The sequence below is a fragment of the Pseudomonas sp. S34 genome, assembly GCF_009866745.1.
Classification (GTDB): Bacteria; Pseudomonadota; Gammaproteobacteria; order Pseudomonadales; family Pseudomonadaceae; genus Aquipseudomonas; species Aquipseudomonas jessenii.
Window position 1 is genome coordinate 5,662,128 of the sequence record NZ_CP019398.1, and the last position, 19,516, is coordinate 5,681,643.

Consider the following 19,516-nt stretch of genomic DNA (forward strand, 5'->3'; position numbering starts at 1 on the left):
CCATTAGGCTGCCGGAACAACTTCTGGCCTGGAATACCCGATGCCCTCTGTCTACCGCCTGGCACTGCCAGCATTGTGCCTGTCGCTGATCCTGCCTTGCGCTTTTTCCGTCAAGGCGGCCGACCCGGCGCCCGCCGCGGAGGAAAAAACCGCCGAAGAAAAATCACTCGAACGTCAGCCGCTGCCTGAGCGTAGTCAGGAAGAAGCGACTGCACTTGAGCGAAAAATCCCGGCTCAGGAACAGCAACAACTGCAAGCAGGCTCCGACACCTTTCTGGCCTTGTGGAAACCGGCCAATACCGCCGAACCTAAAGGCGCGGTGATTATCATCCCGGGCGCCGGTGAAACCGTTGACTGGCCGCAAGCGATCGGCCCTTTGCGGCGCAAATTACCGGATGCCGAGTGGAGCAGTCTGAGTATCACCTTGCCGGACCTGCAAAGCGACGCCATTGCGCCACGAACCGTGGAAGCAGCGCCGGCTCCCAAGCCCGCCGAAACCGGCAGTAAAGACTCGACCACCGCAGCCCCTATCGAACAGGTGGCCGGAGGCGAGGCCGATGTGGCCGACAAGGCCGTCACCGAAACCACCGAAGCACAGTCCAAGGCAGATGCCGAGCGCATCTTCGCCCGGATCGACGCCGCGATTGCATTCGCCGAACAGCAAAGCGCCCGCAGTATCGTGGTGTTGGGGCATGGCACCGGCGCTTATTGGGCGGCGCGCTATTTAAGCGAGAAGCAGCCTTCGCAAATCGAGCGTTTCCTCATGGTCGCTGCGCAGACACCTGCTCAAGCGAAACCCGAGCTGGATGAGCTGGCGCCGAATCTGAAACTGCCGACCGCCGACATCTTCTACATGGACAAGCCGCTGGATCGCAATGCGGCGCTAGCCCGTCTGCAGGCCAACAAACGGGTGAAAACGTCGGCATTCAGCCAGGTCGCGCTCAAGGCGTTGCCGGATACCAAGGCCGAACAAGAGCAACTGTTCCGTCGGGTGCGGGGTTGGTTGAATCCGCAGAACCCGGCGGGCTGACAGACCGAGGCGCCTTCATCGCGGGCAAGCCACGCTCCCACGGGTTTTATGCCGATCACAAAATTGCGGACGACACAAACCTGTGGGAGCGAGCTTGCTCGCGATGGCGGTATCACTGGTGACGCAAGGTTAGCGAAAATCCCGCCGCTCCCGAATCAGCGTATAGGCGTTATGCAGTTCACGCGTTCGCTCGGTGGCCTCACGCACCTGCATCGCCGTCGCGCCACTGCCGGCAATCTTGTCCGGATGATGACGACTGAGCAGGCGCCGGTATGCACGCTTGATCTGCGCCGGTTCAGTGGTGGCCGACACCCCCAAAAGCCTCAACGCGTCCTGATAACTTGGCACACTGTTGCCCAATGGCCGTTTCTGCGGCTCATAGTCGTGGGCCAACGCCTGCACCTGACGGGGCGTCCAGCCCAGCCATTTGCCCCATTGGCCGATCAATTGACGTTCACTGCTGCCGGCACGACCATCGGCCCAGACCATTCGCCAGCAGGCGCGCAACACACCTTCCGCCGCATGGGGCTGGGCACTCAGGCGACGCAGATAACCGCGCAGGCGGTCATTGCCCGATTTGCCACGATTGAACGCGGCAATCGCCCGACGCTGGGCCGGCTCGGACATTTCCAGCGAGCGCATTTCCGCCCGGGCCTGCTGGATGTGGCCATCCACCACCCGCCCGTCGCACTTCGCCAGACGTCCCAGTAGCACGAAGAGCAACTCATCGTTGCGCAGCACCGGACGACCACCAAGCTTTTCCAGCAAATGCCCCCAACTCTGCAGGTGCAAGCGCCGGTCCAGCGCCTGCCCCAACAACGCGCCGAGCATGGCCCCCGGAATGCTGGCTATGGCAAAGCCTGCTCCGGCTCCGATCAGAGTCCCTGGCCACAACATCTCAGCGGCTCGCTTCTATTAATGTTTCAACTTCGGCCAGACGCTCGTGAGTGCCGACATCGACCCAGTGCCCCCTCAACTGCTCGCCGGTCACCTGCCCGTCAGCCATGGCCTTGCGCAACAGCGGAGCGAGCTTGAAGGCCCCCTCGGTGCAACCGTCGAACAACTGCGGATGCAACACGGCGATACCGCTGTAGGTCAAGGTGCCAGCCCCTGGTTGACCGTCGAGCACCCGCGTTTCTACCAGGCCAAAGTCCCCGGCCGGATGATGGGGCGGGTTGCTGACCAGCACCAGGTGCGCCAGGCCGTTGATGGGCTGATGCAGCACGCTGAAGTCGTAATCGGTCCAGATGTCGCCGTTGACCACGACAAACGCTTCATCCCCCAACAATGGCAACGCGCGGAAAATTCCGCCGCCGGTTTCCAGGGGGTCACCTTCGGCCGAGTACTGAATGCTCACGCCATAACGCGAACCATCGCCCAGATAGTCTTCGATCTGCTGACCGAGCCAGGCGTGATTGATCACAATGTCGGTGAAGCCGGCGGCGGCCAGTGCTCGCAGGTGATACTCGATCAGCGGCACGCCGCCTGCACGAACCAGCGGTTTTGGCGTGGTCAGGGTCAGCGGGCGCATGCGCTCGCCTTTGCCCGCGGCCAGAATCATTGCCTTCATGCTTTCACTCCGGCACGCAGACTGGCCAGCAATACATCTAGCTCGGCCAGTTCAGGGCGGCGCGCGATCACCGCGTCTATGTACGCAAAGAAACGTGGCACATCACCCAGGTAACGCGGTTTGCCGTCGCGATGGCAGATGCGCGCGAAAATGCCGATGACTTTCAGGTGACGTTGCACGCCCATCAAGTCGCTGGCACGCAGGAAGTCCTCGAAGTCGGGCTGAACCGGAATCCCGAGGGCAGCCGCTTGCTGCCAGTAGCTTTCGAGCCAGCCGTGCACGCGCTCATCGGGCCAGCTGAGGAATGCGTCCTTGAACAGGCAGGTCACGTCGTAGGTCACCGGGCCATACACCGCATCCTGGAAGTCCAGCACACCGGGATTGGGCTCGCTGAGCATCAGGTTGCGCGGCATGTAGTCGCGATGCACCAGGACTTTTGGCTGTGCCAGGGCGCTGTCGATCAACAGTTCGCTGACCTGCTGCCAGAGCACTTGCTGCGCCGCGTCCAGTTCGATGCCCAACTCGCGCTTCACGTACCACTCGGGGAACAGCTCCAGCTCGCGACGAAGCAAGGCCACGTCATAGCTCGGCAGAGGCGCAACCATCGGCAGCTGCTGGAAAGCCAGCAACGCTTGCAGGGCATCCTTGAACAAATCGTCGGCGTTTTCGCTTTCGATGACGTCCAGATAGGTCTTGTTGCCCAGGTCATTGAGCAAAAGAAAACCGCGCTCAAGGTCTTCGGCATAAATTTTCGGCACATTTATTCCGGATTTCGCCAGCAAAAAGGCGATATCCACGAAGGGTTTGCAGTTTTCCTGGGGCGGCGGCGCGTCCATCACGATGAAACTTTTGTCACCGCCTTCCCAGCGGAAATACCGCCGAAAACTCGCGTCGCTACTGGCCGCAGTCAACGTGGCCGGGGGTACGACGCCCCAGCCCTGCTCGGCAAAAAGGGTCGCCAATTGTTCATCGAGCCAAACTTTCAGGTGTTGCAAGCGTACATCTTGATCAGGCATTGCAAGGGTCTCCGACGGCGCTAGCCGTCAAGCGGGTCATGCTTTATTATCCAGCATCTTTTTCAGACCATCGAGAGGCGTGCGGCCCACACCGCGGGCAGATGGCACGCAGGAAGCCCGGACTAATAAGATGGCATTGAAATCCCCCGCGTTTCGTAAAAAATTTCCGTTGTTGGTTACCGGCAGTTTGCTGGCGCTGCAACCCCTTGCCACTTCCTACGTGGTCGCCGCGGAACAGTTTGACTGCTCAGTCTCTGCTTCGGGTTCCTGGGACTGTGCGCCAAAGCCGCCGGCGGCTGCATTGCCACCGCGTCCCGTCCATGACGGCAGCGCAGTCTCCGCTACCGGCGAAGCCCCGGCCGAGAGCGGTTCCAGCGAAGACACCGGCGCCAAGCCGGTGCTGGTCACCGAATCCGAAGGCCGTGGCCTGAAGTCACGTAGCGCAGACTACAGTCACCTCGACTGGGTTCCCCGCGAGCAGCTTACCGCCGCACAATTGGCCGAAACCGGTCCTTATTGCTCCGGTTCCTATATCGAACCGATTCGTCCTGGCATGGATGACAAGACGAATAAAAGTGACGCCCCAACCTTTATCGGCGCAAAGGCCTCCCGCTATAAGCAGGATGAGCAGGTTGCGACCCTGGCCGGCGACGTTGTCATGCGTCAGGGCAGCATGCAGGTCGAAGCCGACGAAGCCAACCTGTACCAGGCCGAAAGCCGTGGCGAGCTGAACGGCAACGTGCGCATTCGCGACAACGGCGCCCTGATCGTCGGCGACCACGCCGACGTGCAGCTCGACACCGGTGAAGCCAAGGTCGACAACGCCGAATACGTGATGCACAAATCGCGCATCCGCGGTAATGCGCTGTACGCCAAGCGTGCCGAGAACGCGATCATCCGCCTCAAGGATGGTACGTACACCACGTGCGAACCGAACAGCAACGCCTGGCAGCTCAAGGGCAACAACATCACCCTGAACCCGGCCACCGGCTTCGGTACGGCAACCAACGTGACGCTGCGGGTCAAGGACATTCCGGTCCTGTACACGCCGTACATCTATTTCCCGATCGACGACCGTCGCCAGTCGGGCTTCCTGCCGCCGACCATCGGCACCGGCAGCGATACCGGCTTCATGCTGGTCACCCCGTACTACTTCAACCTGGCGCCGAACTACGATGCCACGTTGTACCCGCGCTACATGGAAAAGCACGGCTTGTTGATGGAAGGCGAATTCCGCTACCTGACCAAATCCAGCGAAGGCCAGTTCGGTGCGGCGTACCTCAACGACGAAAGCGACGAGCGCGACAAGCAGAGCGACGCCGAAAAAACCCGCTACATGTACAACTGGCAGCACAAGGGTGGTCTCGACTCGCGAGTACTCACGCAAGTCGACTACACCAAGATCAGCGATCCGTATTACTTCCAGGATCTGCAGACCGACCAGATTGGCATCAAAAGCAGCGACTACGTGAACCAGCAGGGCTCTGTCACCTATCGCGGCGACAGCTATACCGCTCGCGTAAATGCCCAGGCCTTTCAGCTGGCGACCGTTTCGAACATTACACCGTACGACCGCTTGCCACAGATCACCTTCAATGGCGCGCTGCCGTATCATCCCGAAGGTTTGGACTTCTCCTACGAAACCGAACTTGTTCGGTTTGACCGGGATCTGCAGACCGGCGACTACTCCGACGAAGACGGTAATGTAACGCCACGTATTGATAAAAACGTTGCCGGTCTTGCACGCGCCAACGGTAATCGCCTGAACCTCGCGCCTGCGGTCAGTTTGCCTCTCAACTGGACTTACGGCTTCCTGAAGCCGAAGCTCAAATATCAGTACACCCAGTACGATCTCGACCTTGATAGCCAAGGCAAACAAGACCTCGTAACGAACCGCAATAATTCATCGTCACTCGGCGAATCGTTCAGTAGTTCGCAAAACCGCGCTGTACCCATTGCAAGCATCGACAGCGGACTGTATTTCGACCGCAACACTTCATGGTTCGGCAAAAACTATCGCCAAACCCTGGAACCACGCCTGTTCTATCTTTATGTACCTGAAGAAGACCAGAAAGACATCCCAGTGTTCGACACTGCCGAATACACCTTCAGCTATGCATCGCTGTTCCGTGACAACCGTTTCTCTGGCTCCGATCGTGTCGGCGACGAGAACAAACTGTCGCTGGGAGTCACTAACCGCTGGATCGAAGACGACGGCTTTGAGCGTCAACGCATCAGCGTAGGCCAGGCCCTGTACTTCAAGGACCGCGAGGTTCAGTTGCCAGGTATCGATGCAAAAACCCGCGCCGATGCCCAAGCCAACGTTTCGCCGTACGCACTGGAATACGAATATCGCTGGAACCGCGACTGGCGCACCACGGCCGATTACAACTGGGACCCGGACAGCCGCAGCCCTCGCTCGGGCAGCGCGATGTTCCACTACCAGCCTGAAGATAATCCGAACAAGGTTATCAACGCCGGATATCGCTATCGTAACGACCAGGTGATCTACAACCAGACCACCGGTCAATGGCAGTTCGGTGGTGACTACGGCACCCCTGAAACTCCTGGCTACGTGAAGGATTACTACAAGATCGAACAGCACGACTTCTCGGTAATCTGGCCGATCGTGCCGCAATGGAGCGCTATCAGCCGTTGGCAGTATGACTACAACCGCAACCGTACCCTGGAAGCCTTTGGTGGTTTCGAGTACGACAGTTGCTGCTGGAAACTGCGCCTGATCAACCGTTACTGGGTCTCCTATGACGAGTTCAGTCAGGAAGCACCGCAAAACGAAAAAGGCGACCATGGCGTCTTCCTCCAAATTGTTCTGAAGGGACTCGGCGGCCTCACCGGCTCCAAGGCAGAGAGCTTCCTCGACAAAGGCATTCAAGGTTATCGTGAACGTGAAGACCAAGCTTTCTGATTGTTTGCGCCCGCTGATGCTCGGCGCGCTGTTCCTGAGTACGGCCGCGAGCGCCGCCGTACAGTCCATCGATAAAGTGGTGGCCATCGTCGACAACGACGTGGTCATGCAGAGCCAACTGGACCAACGGGTTCATGAAGTTCAGCAAACCATTGCCAAGCGTGGCTCTGCCGTGCCGCCGGCCAGCGTGCTGGAGCAGCAGGTACTTGAGCGCCTGATCGTCGAAAACCTGCAATTGCAGATCGGCGAGCGTTCCGGCATCCGCATTACCGATGAAGAATTGAACCAGGCTGTCGGCACCATTGCCCAGCGCAACAACATGTCGGTCGAGCAGTTCCGCGCCGCCCTGACTCGCGACGGCCTGTCCTACGACGACGCACGTGAGCAGATTCGCCGCGAAATGGTCATCAGCCGTGTACGCCAGCGTCGGGTTGCCGAACGCATTCAGGTCTCCGAGCAGGAAGTGAAGAACTTCCTGGCGTCGGACCTGGGCAAAATGCAGCTGTCTGAAGAGTTCCACCTGGCCAACATCCTGATTCCTACGCCGGAAAGCGCCAACTCCGACGCGATTCAGAGCGCAGCCAAACAGGCCGATGCGATTTACCAGCAGCTCAAGCAAGGCGCTGACTTCAGTCAGTTGGCGATCGCCAAGTCCGCTAGCGAAACTGCACTGGAAGGTGGTGACATGGGCTGGCGTAAAGCCGCTCAATTGCCACCGCCGTTCGATCGCCTGCTGAGCACCATGCCGGTGGGCGATGTCACCCAGCCAATGCGCACCCCGGGCGGCTTCATCATCCTGAAGATCCTCGAAAAGCGTGGCGGCCAGACCCAGATGCGCGATGAAGTGCATGTGCGCCACATCCTGGTCAAACCGAGCCCGATCCGCGACGAAGCAAAAACCAAGGCCCTGGCTGACTCGCTCTACAGCCGTATCGAGGCTGGCGAAGACTTCGGCGAGCTGGCGAAAAGCTACTCGGAAGACCCGGGTTCCGCCCTCAATGGCGGCGATCTGAACTGGATCGACCCGAACGCACTGGTGCCCGAGTTCCGCGAAGTGATGGCCAGGACCCCGCAAGGTCAGCTGTCCAAGCCGTTCCAGACTCAATACGGCTGGCATGTCCTGGAAGTCCTTGGCCGTCGCGCCACCGACAGCACCACACAGGCTCGCGAGCAGCAAGCAATGACCGTTTTGCGTAACCGCAAATACGACGAAGAGCTGCAAACCTGGCTGCGTCAGATCCGTGACGAAGCGTACGTGGAAATCAAACTCCCTGGCGCCGACCAGGCAGCGCAGTGAAACCCCAACGTTTCGCGCTGACACCCGGCGAACCGGCCGGCATAGGTCCCGACCTGTGCCTGCTGCTCGCCTCGCAAGCCCAGCCTCACCCCCTGATTGCCATTACCAGCCGCGACCTGCTTATTGAGCGGGCCGCGCAACTGGGCGTGGCTGTCGATTTGCTGTCGGTCACACCGGACAGCTGGCCGGACGCACCGGCTCCAGCCAACAGCCTGTATGTCTGGGATACACCGCTCAATGCCAAGGTCGTCGCCGGGCAACTGGACAAGGCCAACGCTGCCTTCGTACTGGAAACCCTGACCCGCGCCGGCCAAGGCTGCCTGAGCGGAGATTTCGCCGGCATGATTACCGCGCCGGTGCACAAAGGCGTGATCAACGAATCCGGCATCGCCTTTTCCGGGCACACGGAATTCCTCGCCGACCTGACCCACACCGCGCAAGTGGTGATGATGCTGGCCACGCGCGGCTTACGCGTAGCCCTGGTGACCACTCACCTGCCCCTTCGCGAGATTGCCGATGCAATCACGCCGGAGCGTCTGGAGCGTGTCACGCGAATCCTGCACACCGACCTGCAAAACAAGTTCGGCATCGCCCGGCCACGCATCCTGGTTTGCGGGCTCAACCCCCATGCCGGCGAAGGCGGACACCTGGGCCATGAAGAAATCGATATCATCGAACCCACATTAGAGCGCCTGCGCGGCGAGGGCATGGACCTTCGTGGCCCCCTGCCCGCCGACACTCTGTTTACCCCCAAATATCTGGAGCACTGCGATGCGGTGCTGGCGATGTACCACGACCAGGGTCTGCCGGTGCTGAAGTACAAAGGCTTCGGCGCGGCAGTCAACGTGACCCTCGGCTTGCCGATCATCCGCACATCGGTCGACCACGGCACCGCCCTGGACCTGGCCGGCAGCGGCAAGATCGACACCGGCAGCCTGCAAGTCGCCCTGGAAACCGCCTACCAGATGGCCGAGACCCGTTTATGACCGAGCATTACCAACACAAGGCGCGCAAACGCTTTGGCCAGAACTTTCTGCACGATGCCGGCGTTATCGACCGCATCCTGCGCTCCATTCATGCCAAGGCAGAAGACCGCCTGCTGGAAATCGGCCCGGGCCAGGGCGCACTGACCCAAGGCCTGCTCAGCAGCGGCGCGCAACTCGATGTGGTGGAGCTGGACAAGGACCTGATCCCGATCCTCAACCAGCAGTTTGCCGGCAAGAGCAACTTCAACCTGCATCAGGGCGATGCACTGAAGTTCGACTTCAATAGCCTGAATGCCGCGCCTGGCAGCCTGCGCGTGGTCGGCAACCTGCCGTACAACATCTCCACGCCGCTGATTTTTCACCTGCTGCACAACTCGCACCTGATTCGCGACATGCACTTCATGCTGCAAAAGGAAGTGGTCGAGCGCCTGGCTGCCGGCCCTGGTGGTGGCGACTGGGGTCGCTTGTCGATCATGGTTCAGTACCATTGCCGGGTCGAGCACCTGTTCAATGTCGGCCCGGGCGCGTTCAACCCGCCGCCGAAAGTCGATTCGGCCATCGTGCGCCTGGTACCCCACGCGGTACTGCCACACCCGGCCAAGGATCACCGCCTGCTGGAACGCGTCGTGCGCGAAGCTTTCAACCAGCGCCGCAAAACCCTGCGCAACACTCTCAAGCTGCTGCTGAGCAATGCCGAAATCGAAGCAGCCGGCGTCGATGGCAGCCTGCGTCCCGAGCAACTCGACCTGGCCGCGTTCGTGCGCCTGGCCGACAAGCTCAGCGAACAAAAGCCTGCCGCTGACTGACAGGCGATGAGCGCTATCGGGTAGGACGCCACTCTGGTCTACTACCCGATACTTGGCCTAGACTGAACCCCAACAGCTACGCCCCGCGTCCCGCTTCGTTTTTAAGGCCCTTTGCATGTCCGATCCTCGCTATCAGGTCGACGTCAGCGTCGTCACCCGCTATCTGGCAGAACAATCGCAACCCGAGCAAGACCGCTTTGCCTTCGCCTACACCATCACCGTGCAAAACAATGGCCTGATGCCCGCCAAACTGCTTTCACGGCACTGGGTCATCACCGATGGCGACGGGCATGTCGAAGAAGTGCGCGGTGCAGGCGTAGTCGGCCAGCAACCGTTGATCGCCCCCGGCAAGAGCCACACCTACAGTAGCGGCACGGTCATGACCACCAAGGTCGGCACCATGCAAGGCACCTATCAGATGCTGTCCGACGACGGTAAACATTTCGATGCCATCATCGCGCCCTTCCGCCTGGCGGTGCCCGGAGCCCTGCACTGATGGCAACGTACGCTGTCGGTGACCTGCAAGGCTGTCTTCAGGCCCTGCAATGCCTGCTCAAACAAGTGGCGTTCGACCCGAAACGCGATCGTCTGTGGCTGGTGGGCGACCTGGTCAACCGCGGCCCGCAGTCGCTGGAAACCTTGCGCTTCCTCTACAGCATTCGCGAATCGCTGGTGTGCGTGCTCGGCAACCATGACCTGCACTTGCTGGCGGCCGGACGCAATATCGAACGCCTGAAGAAGGCCGACACCCTGCGCGAAATCATTGAAGCGCCCGATAGCGCTGAACTGCTCGAATGGCTGCGCCAGCAAAAACTCATGCACTACGACGAACAGCGCAACCTTGTACTGGTCCATGCCGGCATTCCACCGCAGTGGTCGCTGCGCAAGGCCTTGAAGTGTGCCGCCGAAGTCGAGGCTGCCTTGCGTGACGACAACCTGTTGCCGCCCTACCTCGATGGCATGTACGGCAACGATCCGGCGAAATGGGACAACGACCTCAAAGGCGTGACGCGCCTGCGGGTGATCACCAACTATTTCACCCGCATGCGTTTCTGCACCGCCGAAGGCAAACTCGACCTCAAGAGCAAGGAAGGCCTCGATACCGCACCACCTGGCTACAAACCCTGGTTCCAGCACAAGGAACGCAAGACCAAGAATCTGAAAATCATTTTCGGTCACTGGGCAGCGCTGGAAGGCAACGTCGAAGAGCCGGGTATTTCGGCGCTCGATACAGGCTGTGTCTGGGGCGGCGCCCTGACCCTGATGAACGTCGACAGCTTTGAGCGCCTGTCCTGCAAATGCGATGAACACGGTCATGCCGTACCGCCAGTCGCCTCATCCATTCCCCAAACATCGCCAGCCAGCGCCCCGCGCTAGACTGCCCATTCAGCCGAGCCACAGGAGCCCGCCATGAGCGAATTCAAACGTATTCCCCCGGAACAGGCCCAAGCCCTGCGCGAACAAGGCGCAGTGGTGGTCGACGTCCGCGACCCGGCCACTTTTGCCGCCCTGCACATCGCAGGTTCCAAGCATCTGGACAACCATTCCCTGCACGCTTTCATCCAGGGTGCCGACCTCGATGCACCGACCGTGGTGGTCTGCTATCACGGCAATTCCAGCCAGGGCGCGGCCGCTTACCTGATCAGCCAGGGCTTCTCCGACGTCTACAGCATGGATGGCGGATTCGAGTTGTGGCGTACGACGTATCCTGCGGAAACGGCGCAAGGCACCACTGAATAATTTTTTTGTAACGTTGCAGGCCCCGGCTCCCGCGGGCTAGCGCGGTGGCAGACGAACGGTCTGCCACAACTAATTACGTATCTCGCCTTTACCTCCCGAATTCCCAACTATCCTTAAGCCCAGGCCATCCAAAACAGGGGAGAGCCGGTACACCGGCGCACGGGTCATCGGGAGTAGCTTTCGGAGTAGTCAGCTCCGGGAGAGTTCTGGGGGGTAAACAGCAATCGCCTGTTCGGTTGCTGCCAGCATCGACTGAGTGATCCGGCGTCGGCTCCACGTATCGAGCGAGGTGACGTCATGAGTATCTTTAGCCACTTCCAACAACGCTTCGAGTCCACACGCCAGGAAGAACTCTCTCTGCAAGAGTATCTTGAGCTGTGCAAACAGGACCGCAGCGCCTACGCCTCCGCCGCCGAGCGTCTATTGCTGGCCATCGGTGAACCGGAACTGCTCGACACCTCGACCAACTCGAGACTGTCGCGCATCTTCTCCAACAAGGTCATCCGCCGCTATCCGGCCTTTGAAGACTTCCACGGGATGGAAGAATGCATCGACCAGATCGTGTCGTATTTCCGCCATGCCGCTCAGGGCCTGGAAGAGAAGAAACAGATCCTGTACCTGCTGGGCCCTGTCGGTGGCGGTAAGTCGTCCCTGGCCGAGAAGCTCAAGCAACTGATAGAAAAAGTGCCCTTCTATGCAATCAAGGGCTCGCCGGTTTTCGAGTCGCCCCTGGGTCTTTTCAACGCCACCGAAGATGGCGCGATCCTCGAGGAAGACTTTGGCATTCCACGGCGCTACCTCAACACCATCATGTCGCCATGGGCGACCAAACGCCTGGCCGAATTCGGTGGCGACATCAGTCAGTTCCGCGTGGTCAAACTCTACCCGTCGATCCTCAACCAGGTCGCCGTGGCCAAGACCGAACCTGGCGACGAAAACAACCAGGACATCTCGGCGCTGGTGGGCAAGGTCGATATCCGCAAACTGGAGGAGTTCCCGCAAAACGACGCCGACGCCTACAGCTACTCGGGCGCCCTGTGCCGGGCCAACCAGGGCCTGATGGAATTCGTCGAAATGTTCAAGGCACCGATCAAGGTGCTGCACCCACTGCTGACCGCCACCCAGGAAGGCAACTACAACAGTACCGAAGGCCTCGGCGCGATTCCGTTCACCGGGATCCTGCTGGCGCACTCCAACGAATCGGAGTGGCACACCTTCCGCAACAACAAGAACAACGAAGCTTTCATCGACCGGATCTACATCGTCAAAGTGCCGTACTGCCTGCGGGTCAGCGACGAAGTGAAGATCTACGACAAGCTGCTGTTCAACAGTTCGCTGGCCAAGGCTCATTGCGCGCCGGACACCCTGAAGATGCTGGCCCAGTTCACCGTGCTCTCGCGCCTCAAGGAGCCGGAAAACTCCAACATCTACTCGAAGATGCGCGTGTACGACGGCGAGAACCTAAAGGACACCGATCCGAAAGCCAAGTCGATCCAGGAATACCGCGACAATGCGGGCGTCGACGAAGGCATGAACGGTCTGTCGACCCGCTTCGCGTTCAAGATCCTGTCGAAGGTGTTCAACTTCGACCCGCACGAAATTGCCGCCAACCCGGTGCACCTGCTCTACGTGCTTGAACAACAGATCGAGCAGGAACAGTTCCAGGCCGAGACCCGCGAACGCTATCTGCGTTTCCTCAAGGAGTACCTGGCACCGCGCTACATCGAATTCATCGGCAAGGAGATCCAGACCGCCTACCTCGAGTCCTACAGCGAGTACGGCCAGAACATCTTCGATCGTTATGTGCTGTACGCCGACTTCTGGATCCAGGACCAGGAATACCGCGACCCGGAAACCGGCGAGATCCTCAACCGCGTAGCGTTGAACGAAGAACTGGAGAAAATCGAAAAACCGGCCGGCATCAGCAATCCGAAGGATTTCCGCAACGAAATCGTCAACTTCGTACTGCGCGCCCGGGCCAACAACAACGGCAAGAACCCGACCTGGCTCAGCTACGAAAAACTGCGGGTGGTCATCGAGAAGAAAATGTTCTCCAACACCGAGGACCTGCTGCCGGTCATCAGCTTCAATGCCAAGGCCAGCAAAGAAGACCAGCAGAAGCACAACGACTTCGTCACACGGATGGTCGAGCGCGGCTACACCGACAAACAGGTACGACTGCTGTCCGAGTGGTACCTGCGGGTCAGAAAATCACAGTAACCCGCTGCCGGTCAGACCGGTTGTCGTCAGCCAGAGGCCTGTGTACGCGTTTTCTGTTACACAGACCTCTGGAAGGTGTTCGAAAGTCGGTAGCGAGGTACAGGCAGCATCCAAAAGCGCTTGGGGGAGCGTGAACATCCCTTGGCACCGGTCCGATGCTGCATAACCGCTCGCCCCTTTCAGGACAGCTTCTAAGGAGCAGTCATGAGCTATGTGATCGACCGACGTCTCAATGGCAAGAACAAGAGCACGGTAAACCGCCAGCGATTTCTGCGGCGCTACCGTGATCACATCAAGAAGGCTGTCGAAGAGGCGGTCAGCCGGCGCTCCATTACCGATATGGAACACGGCGAACAAATCAGCATTCCCGGCCGCGACATCGACGAGCCGGTGCTTCATCACGGTCGCGGTGGCAAGCAGACGGTCGTGCACCCGGGCAACAAGGAATTCACCAGCGGCGAACATATCGCCCGCCCACCGGGAGGCGGTGGCGGCCGAGGCCCCGGCAAGGCGGGCAATTCCGGCGAGGGGATGGACGAATTCGTCTTCCAGATTACCCAGGAAGAGTTCCTCGAGTTCATGTTCGAGGACCTCGAACTGCCCAACCTGGTCAAACGCAACCTGACCGGCACCGACACCTTCAAGACCGTGCGCGCCGGGATCAGCAACGAGGGCAACCCGTCGCGGATCAACATCATCCGCACCCTGCGCTCAGCCCACGCCCGGCGCATCGCCCTGTCCGGCAGCAGCCGCGCAAAACTGCGTGAAGCCAAGGAAGAACTTCTGCGACTCAAGCAAGAAGAACCGGACAACTTCGGCGATATCCAGGAAATCGAAGCAGAAATCGAAAAACTCAGCGCGCGCATTCACCGTATACCGTTTCTCGACACCTTCGACCTCAAGTACAACCTGCTCATCAAACAACCCAACCCCAGCTCCAAGGCCGTGATGTTCTGCCTGATGGACGTGTCCGGCTCGATGACCCAGGCGACCAAGGACATCGCCAAGCGCTTCTTTATCCTGCTGTACCTGTTTCTCAAGCGTAACTACGACAAGATCGACGTCGTGTTCATCCGCCACCACACCAGCGCCCGCGAAGTGGATGAAGAGGAGTTTTTCTACTCCCGGGAAACCGGCGGCACCATCGTCTCCAGCGCCTTGAAACTGATGCAGGAGATCATGGCCGAGCGTTATCCGAGCAACGAGTGGAACATCTACGCAGCCCAGGCCTCAGACGGTGACAACTGGAACGACGACTCTCCGATCTGCCGCGACATCCTGATCAACCAGATCATGCCATTCGTGCAGTACTACACTTACGTTGAGATCACCCCGCGCGAACACCAGGCCCTGTGGTTCGAGTACGAGCGCATCGCCGAAGCCTTTTCCGATACATTTGCCCAGCAACAACTGGTCTCGGCCGGGGATATCTATCCGGTCTTCCGTGAACTCTTCCAGCGCAGGTTAGTGACATGACCGCCAAAGAGCAGAAACGCCAACCCATTTCCACCGGCTCCGAATGGACGTTCGAGCTGATCCAGGCCTACGACCGCGAAATCAGTCGTATTGCGGCCGGTTACGCGCTCGATACGTATCCCAACCAGATCGAAGTGATCACCGCCGAACAGATGATGGACGCCTACGCCTCGGTCGGTATGCCGCTGGGTTATCACCACTGGTCCTATGGCAAGCACTTCCTCAGCACCGAAAAGTCCTACACCCGCGGCCAGATGGGGCTGGCGTACGAGATCGTGATCAACTCCGACCCATGCATCGCCTACCTGATGGAGGAAAACACCATCTGCATGCAGGCGCTGGTGGTGGCCCATGCCTGCTACGGGCACAACAGCTTTTTCAAAGGCAATTACCTGTTCCGCACCTGGACCGACGCCAGTTCGATCATCGATTACCTGGTGTTTGCCAAGCAGTACATCATGCAGTGCGAAGAACGCCACGGTATCGACGCGGTCGAGGATCTGCTCGACTCCTGCCATGCGCTGATGAACTATGGTGTCGACCGTTACAAACGCCCTTATCCGATCTCCGCGGAAGAAGAACGTCGCCGGCAAAAGGACCGGGAAGAACATTTACAGAAACAGATCAACGATCTGTGGCGCACCATTCCCAAGGGCGCGGACAAGTACAGCGACAAGGACAACGCACGCTTCCCCGCCGAACCCCAGGAAAACATCCTGTACTTCATCGAAAAACATGCACCGCTGCTGGAGCCATGGCAGCGGGAAATCGTGCGTATCGTGCGCAAGATCGCCCAGTATTTTTATCCACAGCGTCAGACCCAGGTCATGAACGAGGGTTGGGCCACGTTCTGGCACTACACACTGATGAACGACCTGTATGACGAAGGCCTGGTCACCGACGGCTTCATGATGGAGTTCCTGACGTCCCACACCAGCGTGGTGTTCCAGCCTGGCTTCGATAGCCCCTACTACAGTGGCATCAACCCTTACGCCCTGGGGTTTGCCATGTACCGCGACATCCGCCGCATGTGCGAAGAGCCTACGGAAGAAGATCGCCGCTGGTTCCCTGACATTGCCGGTACCGACTGGCTGGCAGCCATCAAGTTCGCCATGAGCAGTTTCAAGGATGAGAGCTTCATCCTGCAGTACTTGTCGCCCAAGGTGATCCGCGACCTGAAGCTGTTCAGCATTCTCGATGACGACCAGAAGGACGACCTGCTGGTGCCCGCCATTCACGACGAAGGTGGCTACCGCATCATCCGGGAAACCCTCGCGGCACAGTACAACCTGGGCAATCGCGAGCCAAACGTGCAGATCTACAGCATCGACCGTCGCGGTGACCGCTCCCTGACCCTGCGCCACCAGCAGCACGACCGCAAACCGCTGGGGGACTCGACCGAAGAAGTGCTCAAACACCTGCACCGCCTCTGGGGCTTCGACATTCACCTGGAAACCCTGCAAGGCGATCAGGTCATGAAAACCCACCATGTGCCACCCAGAAGCGAGCACAGCGAAGGTGATTACGGCCGCCTGGACCTGGCCGTCATCCATCTTTGATCCGGTTTGCGCCTCCGAAAGCTCGATGCAACGGTTATCCTGTCGAGCTAACGGAGGTTTTTTATGCGTATTTATAAAGTCGGCGGTGCGGTACGTGATCGCCTGCTGGGCAAACCGGTTACCGATATCGACTGGGTTGTGGTCGGCGCTACCACCGAAGAAATGCTCGCCAAGGGCTTTCGCCCGGTGGGCGCGGACTTCCCGGTGTTCCTTCATCCCAAAAGCGGTGAGGAATACGCCCTCGCCCGCACCGAGCGCAAAAGCGGACGCGGTTACGGCGGGTTCACTTTTCACGCCAGCCCTGAAGTCACCCTCGAAGAAGACCTGATCCGCCGCGACCTGACCATCAATGCCATGGCCGAGGACGATCAGCAGAACCTGACCGACCCGTACCACGGCCAGCGTGATCTTGAAGCGCGCCTGCTTCGCCATGTTTCCCCGGCATTTGCCGAAGATCCACTCCGGGTCCTGCGTGTTGCCCGCTTCGCGGCGCGCTACGCGACGCTGGGTTTTACCGTTGCCCCGGAAACCCTGGCGCTGATGCACCAACTCAGCGAGTCAGGTGAACTTGAAGCGCTGACCCCTGAGCGCAGCTGGAAGGAAATTTCCCGCGCCCTGATGGAAGATCAACCACAGGTATTTGTTGAGGTTCTGCGCGCATGCAGCGCACTCAAGGTTCTGATGCCCGAGGTCGACGCGCTGTTTGGCGTACCGCAACCACCCGCCCATCACCCGGAAATCGATACAGGTGCACATACCCTGAGCGTGTTGCAGCAAGCCGCACTACACAAACAGCCACTCACCGTGCGCTGGGCGTGCTTGCTGCACGACCTGGGCAAGGGACTGACGCCAGAGGATGAATGGCCGCGACACATTGCCCACGAGTTCAAGGGCCTGAAGCTGATCAAGGCGGTCAATGAACGCTTCAAGGTGCCGAAGGACTGCCAGGAACTGGCGCTGCTGGTGGGCGAGTACCACACCCATGGGCATCGCGCCCTTGAGCTGAAGCCATCGACATTGCTGGAATTGTTGCAAAGCTTCGACATTTACCGTCGGCCACAGCGGTTTGAGGAGTTCATCGCCGCATGCGAGATGGACGCGCGTGGGCGCAAAGGGCTGGAAGAAAGAAGTTACCCACAGGCAGATTATTTGCGCGGCGCCGCAACTGCGGCTCGTAGCGTGGCGGTTCAGCCGTTGCTGGAGAAAGGTTTCAAGGGGCCGGAGCTGGGGGAGGAGATCAAGCGCGAGCGGCTCAAGGCGTTGAAGGCTTACAAAGAGGCGACGTCTGTCTGAAAAGCTTCGCGAGCAAGCCCGCTCCCACAGAAATTGCATCGTACCTGTGGGTGCGGGCTTGCTCGCGAAGGCGTCAGTAAGGTCACAACAAATCTGAAGGTGTCAGCTGTTCACCGTGCCATTCGAACGCTACTGGCGCCAACACCTGATCAATCTGCGCTTCAGCCCACAAAGTCGCAAAACTCTTGCCTGCGCCCGGGTGCACGCGATCCGGCGCTATCAACGACAACGGCCACAGAACGAACGCATTTTTCAGAATTTCTGCCCGCGGCAAGATCAAGCCATCGAAATTGCCCACCAGGTCACCGAACAACAATACGTCGATATCCAGCGGCAAACCTCGGCGATCCGGTGCGTAACGACCGTTATCCGCCTCAATGAACTTCAATCGACGATCAAGCTCCATCAGCGGCAGATCGGTATACGCCGACACCACGAAATTGAAGAACGGCCCGCTCTTGATGCCCACCGGCTGGCTTTCGAACACCGCCGAACAGCGGATATCGACCAGGAATGCCGCCAGAGCATCGAGCCCCGCCCGCAAATGGGTTTCACGCTCGATATTGCTACCGAGCCCGAGGTACACCTGAGTCAGCGACATCCGCGCTCGATCTCCACGCCCACACCGCCGGTGGCAGCCGGGACGGCCCCGGGCTTGGTCAGCTTAAGGCGCATCCAAGTGATCTTGAATTCGCTCATCAGCACTTCAACCAGGCGCTCGGCAAAGGTTTCCACCAACTGGAATTGCGCCTGCTCGGCAAACGCCTGGATGCGTGAGGAAACACTGGCGTAGTCGAGCGCCAGGGTCAGGTCATCACCGGCTGCGGCCGGGCGATTATCCCAGGCGAAGCTCAGGTCAAGACGCAAGCACTGTCGGATGCCTCGCTCCCAGTCGTAGGCACCAATCACCGTGTCGACTTCCAGGCCCTCGATAAACACTCTGTCCAAGCACTTCTCTCCGCTACACGACAAGGGCGCAATGCGCCGTTAGAATCAGGGCTTCCTCGCCCGGAATAGTTAGCATGTTTTGGTTATTGGCGATCCTCGCCTACCTGCTCGGCTCTCTGTCCTTTGCCATTTTGCTCAGCCGCATGACCGGTAACCCCGATCCGCGAATGAGTGGCTCGGGCAATGCCGGTGCCACCAACATGTTGCGCCTGGCCGGCAAGAAGCTCGCCATCCTGACCCTGCTCGGGGACCTTTGCAAAGGCCTGCTGCCGGTACTGATTGCGCGTCTTGCGGGTCTTTCGCAGCAGGAACAGGCCTGGATCGGCGTCTATGCCGTCATCGGCCATCTGTTTCCGTTGTACTTTCGCTTTCGCGGCGGCAAGGGCGTCGCCACCGCTGCCGGCATGTTGCTGGGACTGTACCCGCCCGCTGCCCTTCTGGCGGTCTGCACCTGGCTCTTGACGTTCTACCTGACCCGCACCAGCTCCCTGGCCGCCCTCATCGCCACACCGCTGACCTTGCCGTTGCTGGCCTGGCAAGAACCGGCCGCCCTGCTGCCCATGAGCACGCTCACCGGGCTGATCGTCTGGCGTCATCGCGGCAATCTACGCGACCTGTTTGCCGGGCGCGAACGGCATTTCTAGCCGCC

At 59.6% G+C, this 19,516-nt stretch carries 18 protein-coding genes; 13 read left to right on the forward strand and 5 right to left on the reverse strand.

The annotated features are described in order from the left end of the window. The first annotated feature begins 40 nt into the window (after window positions 1-40). Complete coding sequence (locus PspS34_RS25440) at window positions 41-1,030, forward strand: alpha/beta hydrolase family protein (RefSeq protein ID WP_154861045.1); 990 nt, start codon at window positions 41-43, stop codon at window positions 1,028-1,030. Window positions 1,031-1,159: 129 nt separating this feature from the next. Here PspS34_RS25440 and PspS34_RS25445 read toward each other — a convergent pair whose 3' ends face one another. Genes PspS34_RS25445 through PspS34_RS25455 form a run of 3 tightly spaced genes read right to left on the reverse strand, consistent with a single transcriptional unit; the run spans window position 1,160 to window position 3,616 of the window. Further along, window positions 1,160-1,927, reverse strand: coding sequence for a TerB family tellurite resistance protein (locus PspS34_RS25445; protein WP_154861044.1), 768 nt, complete (start codon window positions 1,925-1,927; stop codon window positions 1,160-1,162). 1 nt (window position 1,928) lies between these two features. Then, window positions 1,929-2,600, reverse strand: a complete 672-nt coding sequence (gene murU / locus PspS34_RS25450) for an N-acetylmuramate alpha-1-phosphate uridylyltransferase MurU (RefSeq protein ID WP_154861043.1) — start codon at window positions 2,598-2,600, stop codon at window positions 1,929-1,931. Beyond that, complete coding sequence (locus PspS34_RS25455) at window positions 2,597-3,616, reverse strand: phosphotransferase (protein WP_154861042.1); 1,020 nt, start codon at window positions 3,614-3,616, stop codon at window positions 2,597-2,599. Before PspS34_RS25455 ends, murU begins: the two co-directional genes overlap by 4 nt. Window positions 3,617-3,746: 130 nt before the next feature. Between PspS34_RS25455 and PspS34_RS25460 the strand changes: the two genes are divergently transcribed. The 11 genes from PspS34_RS25460 to PspS34_RS25510 all read left to right on the forward strand — a co-directional run bounded on the left by PspS34_RS25460 (window position 3,747) and on the right by PspS34_RS25510 (window position 17,919). Next, window positions 3,747-6,542 (forward strand): LPS-assembly protein LptD, encoded by a 2,796-nt coding sequence (locus tag PspS34_RS25460; RefSeq protein WP_154861041.1) that lies wholly within the window; start codon window positions 3,747-3,749, stop codon window positions 6,540-6,542. Further along, on the forward strand, window positions 6,523-7,839 hold the full coding sequence (gene surA, locus PspS34_RS25465; protein WP_146023712.1) for a peptidylprolyl isomerase SurA: 1,317 nt from the start codon (window positions 6,523-6,525) through the stop codon (window positions 7,837-7,839). Before PspS34_RS25460 ends, surA begins: the two co-directional genes overlap by 20 nt. Continuing rightward, the gene (gene pdxA / locus PspS34_RS25470; RefSeq protein WP_150813995.1) at window positions 7,836-8,825 is read left to right on the forward strand and encodes a 4-hydroxythreonine-4-phosphate dehydrogenase PdxA; all 990 of its coding nucleotides are present in this window, start codon (window positions 7,836-7,838) and stop codon (window positions 8,823-8,825) included. The genes surA and pdxA overlap by 4 nt, the downstream gene beginning before the upstream one ends. Next, a complete protein-coding gene (gene rsmA, locus PspS34_RS25475; protein WP_046039480.1) occupies window positions 8,822-9,631 on the forward strand; it encodes a 16S rRNA (adenine(1518)-N(6)/adenine(1519)-N(6))-dimethyltransferase RsmA in 810 nt (269 codons plus the stop codon). The genes pdxA and rsmA overlap by 4 nt, the downstream gene beginning before the upstream one ends. A 115-nt stretch (window positions 9,632-9,746) precedes the next feature. Then, the gene (gene apaG, locus PspS34_RS25480; protein ID WP_154861040.1) at window positions 9,747-10,127 is read left to right on the forward strand and encodes a Co2+/Mg2+ efflux protein ApaG; all 381 of its coding nucleotides are present in this window, start codon (window positions 9,747-9,749) and stop codon (window positions 10,125-10,127) included. Continuing rightward, the gene (locus PspS34_RS25485) at window positions 10,127-11,008 is read left to right on the forward strand and encodes a symmetrical bis(5'-nucleosyl)-tetraphosphatase (RefSeq protein WP_150813997.1); all 882 of its coding nucleotides are present in this window, start codon (window positions 10,127-10,129) and stop codon (window positions 11,006-11,008) included. Before apaG ends, PspS34_RS25485 begins: the two co-directional genes overlap by 1 nt. Before the next feature lie 33 nt (window positions 11,009-11,041). Next, the gene (glpE, locus tag PspS34_RS25490; protein WP_008051614.1) at window positions 11,042-11,371 is read left to right on the forward strand and encodes a thiosulfate sulfurtransferase GlpE; all 330 of its coding nucleotides are present in this window, start codon (window positions 11,042-11,044) and stop codon (window positions 11,369-11,371) included. 297 nt (window positions 11,372-11,668) lie between these two features. Next, window positions 11,669-13,591, forward strand: coding sequence for a PrkA family serine protein kinase (locus PspS34_RS25495; protein ID WP_057713069.1), 1,923 nt, complete (start codon window positions 11,669-11,671; stop codon window positions 13,589-13,591). Window positions 13,592-13,795: 204 nt separating this feature from the next. After that, complete coding sequence (locus PspS34_RS25500) at window positions 13,796-15,067, forward strand: YeaH/YhbH family protein (protein WP_057713068.1); 1,272 nt, start codon at window positions 13,796-13,798, stop codon at window positions 15,065-15,067. Beyond that, window positions 15,064-16,626 carry a SpoVR family protein gene (locus tag PspS34_RS25505; RefSeq protein ID WP_057713067.1) on the forward strand — a complete coding sequence of 521 codons (1,563 nt, stop codon included), beginning with the start codon at window positions 15,064-15,066 and terminating at the stop codon, window positions 16,624-16,626. The genes PspS34_RS25500 and PspS34_RS25505 overlap by 4 nt, the downstream gene beginning before the upstream one ends. 63 nt (window positions 16,627-16,689) lie before the next feature. Then, on the forward strand, window positions 16,690-17,919 hold the full coding sequence (locus PspS34_RS25510; RefSeq protein WP_154861038.1) for a multifunctional CCA addition/repair protein: 1,230 nt from the start codon (window positions 16,690-16,692) through the stop codon (window positions 17,917-17,919). An 82-nt stretch (window positions 17,920-18,001) separates the two neighbouring features. On the opposite strand, the gene folK is transcribed toward PspS34_RS25510, so the two are convergent. Beyond that, window positions 18,002-18,520, reverse strand: a complete 519-nt coding sequence (gene folK / locus PspS34_RS25515) for a 2-amino-4-hydroxy-6-hydroxymethyldihydropteridine diphosphokinase (protein ID WP_150813999.1) — start codon at window positions 18,518-18,520, stop codon at window positions 18,002-18,004. Beyond that, complete coding sequence (gene folB, locus PspS34_RS25520; protein ID WP_008051601.1) at window positions 18,511-18,867, reverse strand: dihydroneopterin aldolase; 357 nt, start codon at window positions 18,865-18,867, stop codon at window positions 18,511-18,513. Before folB ends, folK begins: the two co-directional genes overlap by 10 nt. 74 nt (window positions 18,868-18,941) lie before the next feature. Between folB and plsY the strand changes: the two genes are divergently transcribed. After that, window positions 18,942-19,511 carry a glycerol-3-phosphate 1-O-acyltransferase PlsY gene (gene plsY / locus PspS34_RS25525; RefSeq protein ID WP_057713064.1) on the forward strand — a complete coding sequence of 190 codons (570 nt, stop codon included), beginning with the start codon at window positions 18,942-18,944 and terminating at the stop codon, window positions 19,509-19,511. Window positions 19,512-19,516 lie beyond the last annotated feature (5 nt).

Coding starts and splice junctions, on each gene's coding strand:
- PspS34_RS25440 (WP_154861045.1), top strand. CDS start 41: ATGCCCTCTGTCTACCGCCTGGCACTGCCAGCATTGTGCCTGTCGCTG.
- PspS34_RS25445 (WP_154861044.1), bottom strand. CDS start 1,927: ATGTTGTGGCCAGGGACTCTGATCGGAGCCGGAGCAGGCTTTGCCATA.
- murU (WP_154861043.1), bottom strand. CDS start 2,600: ATGAAGGCAATGATTCTGGCCGCGGGCAAAGGCGAGCGCATGCGCCCG.
- PspS34_RS25455 (WP_154861042.1), bottom strand. CDS start 3,616: ATGCCTGATCAAGATGTACGCTTGCAACACCTGAAAGTTTGGCTCGAT.
- PspS34_RS25460 (WP_154861041.1), top strand. CDS start 3,747: ATGGCATTGAAATCCCCCGCGTTTCGTAAAAAATTTCCGTTGTTGGTT.
- rsmA (WP_046039480.1), top strand. CDS start 8,822: ATGACCGAGCATTACCAACACAAGGCGCGCAAACGCTTTGGCCAGAAC.
- apaG (WP_154861040.1), top strand. CDS start 9,747: ATGTCCGATCCTCGCTATCAGGTCGACGTCAGCGTCGTCACCCGCTAT.
- PspS34_RS25485 (WP_150813997.1), top strand. CDS start 10,127: ATGGCAACGTACGCTGTCGGTGACCTGCAAGGCTGTCTTCAGGCCCTG.
- glpE (WP_008051614.1), top strand. CDS start 11,042: ATGAGCGAATTCAAACGTATTCCCCCGGAACAGGCCCAAGCCCTGCGC.
- PspS34_RS25495 (WP_057713069.1), top strand. CDS start 11,669: ATGAGTATCTTTAGCCACTTCCAACAACGCTTCGAGTCCACACGCCAG.
- PspS34_RS25500 (WP_057713068.1), top strand. CDS start 13,796: ATGAGCTATGTGATCGACCGACGTCTCAATGGCAAGAACAAGAGCACG.
- PspS34_RS25505 (WP_057713067.1), top strand. CDS start 15,064: ATGACCGCCAAAGAGCAGAAACGCCAACCCATTTCCACCGGCTCCGAA.
- PspS34_RS25510 (WP_154861038.1), top strand. CDS start 16,690: ATGCGTATTTATAAAGTCGGCGGTGCGGTACGTGATCGCCTGCTGGGC.
- folK (WP_150813999.1), bottom strand. CDS start 18,520: ATGTCGCTGACTCAGGTGTACCTCGGGCTCGGTAGCAATATCGAGCGT.
- plsY (WP_057713064.1), top strand. CDS start 18,942: ATGTTTTGGTTATTGGCGATCCTCGCCTACCTGCTCGGCTCTCTGTCC.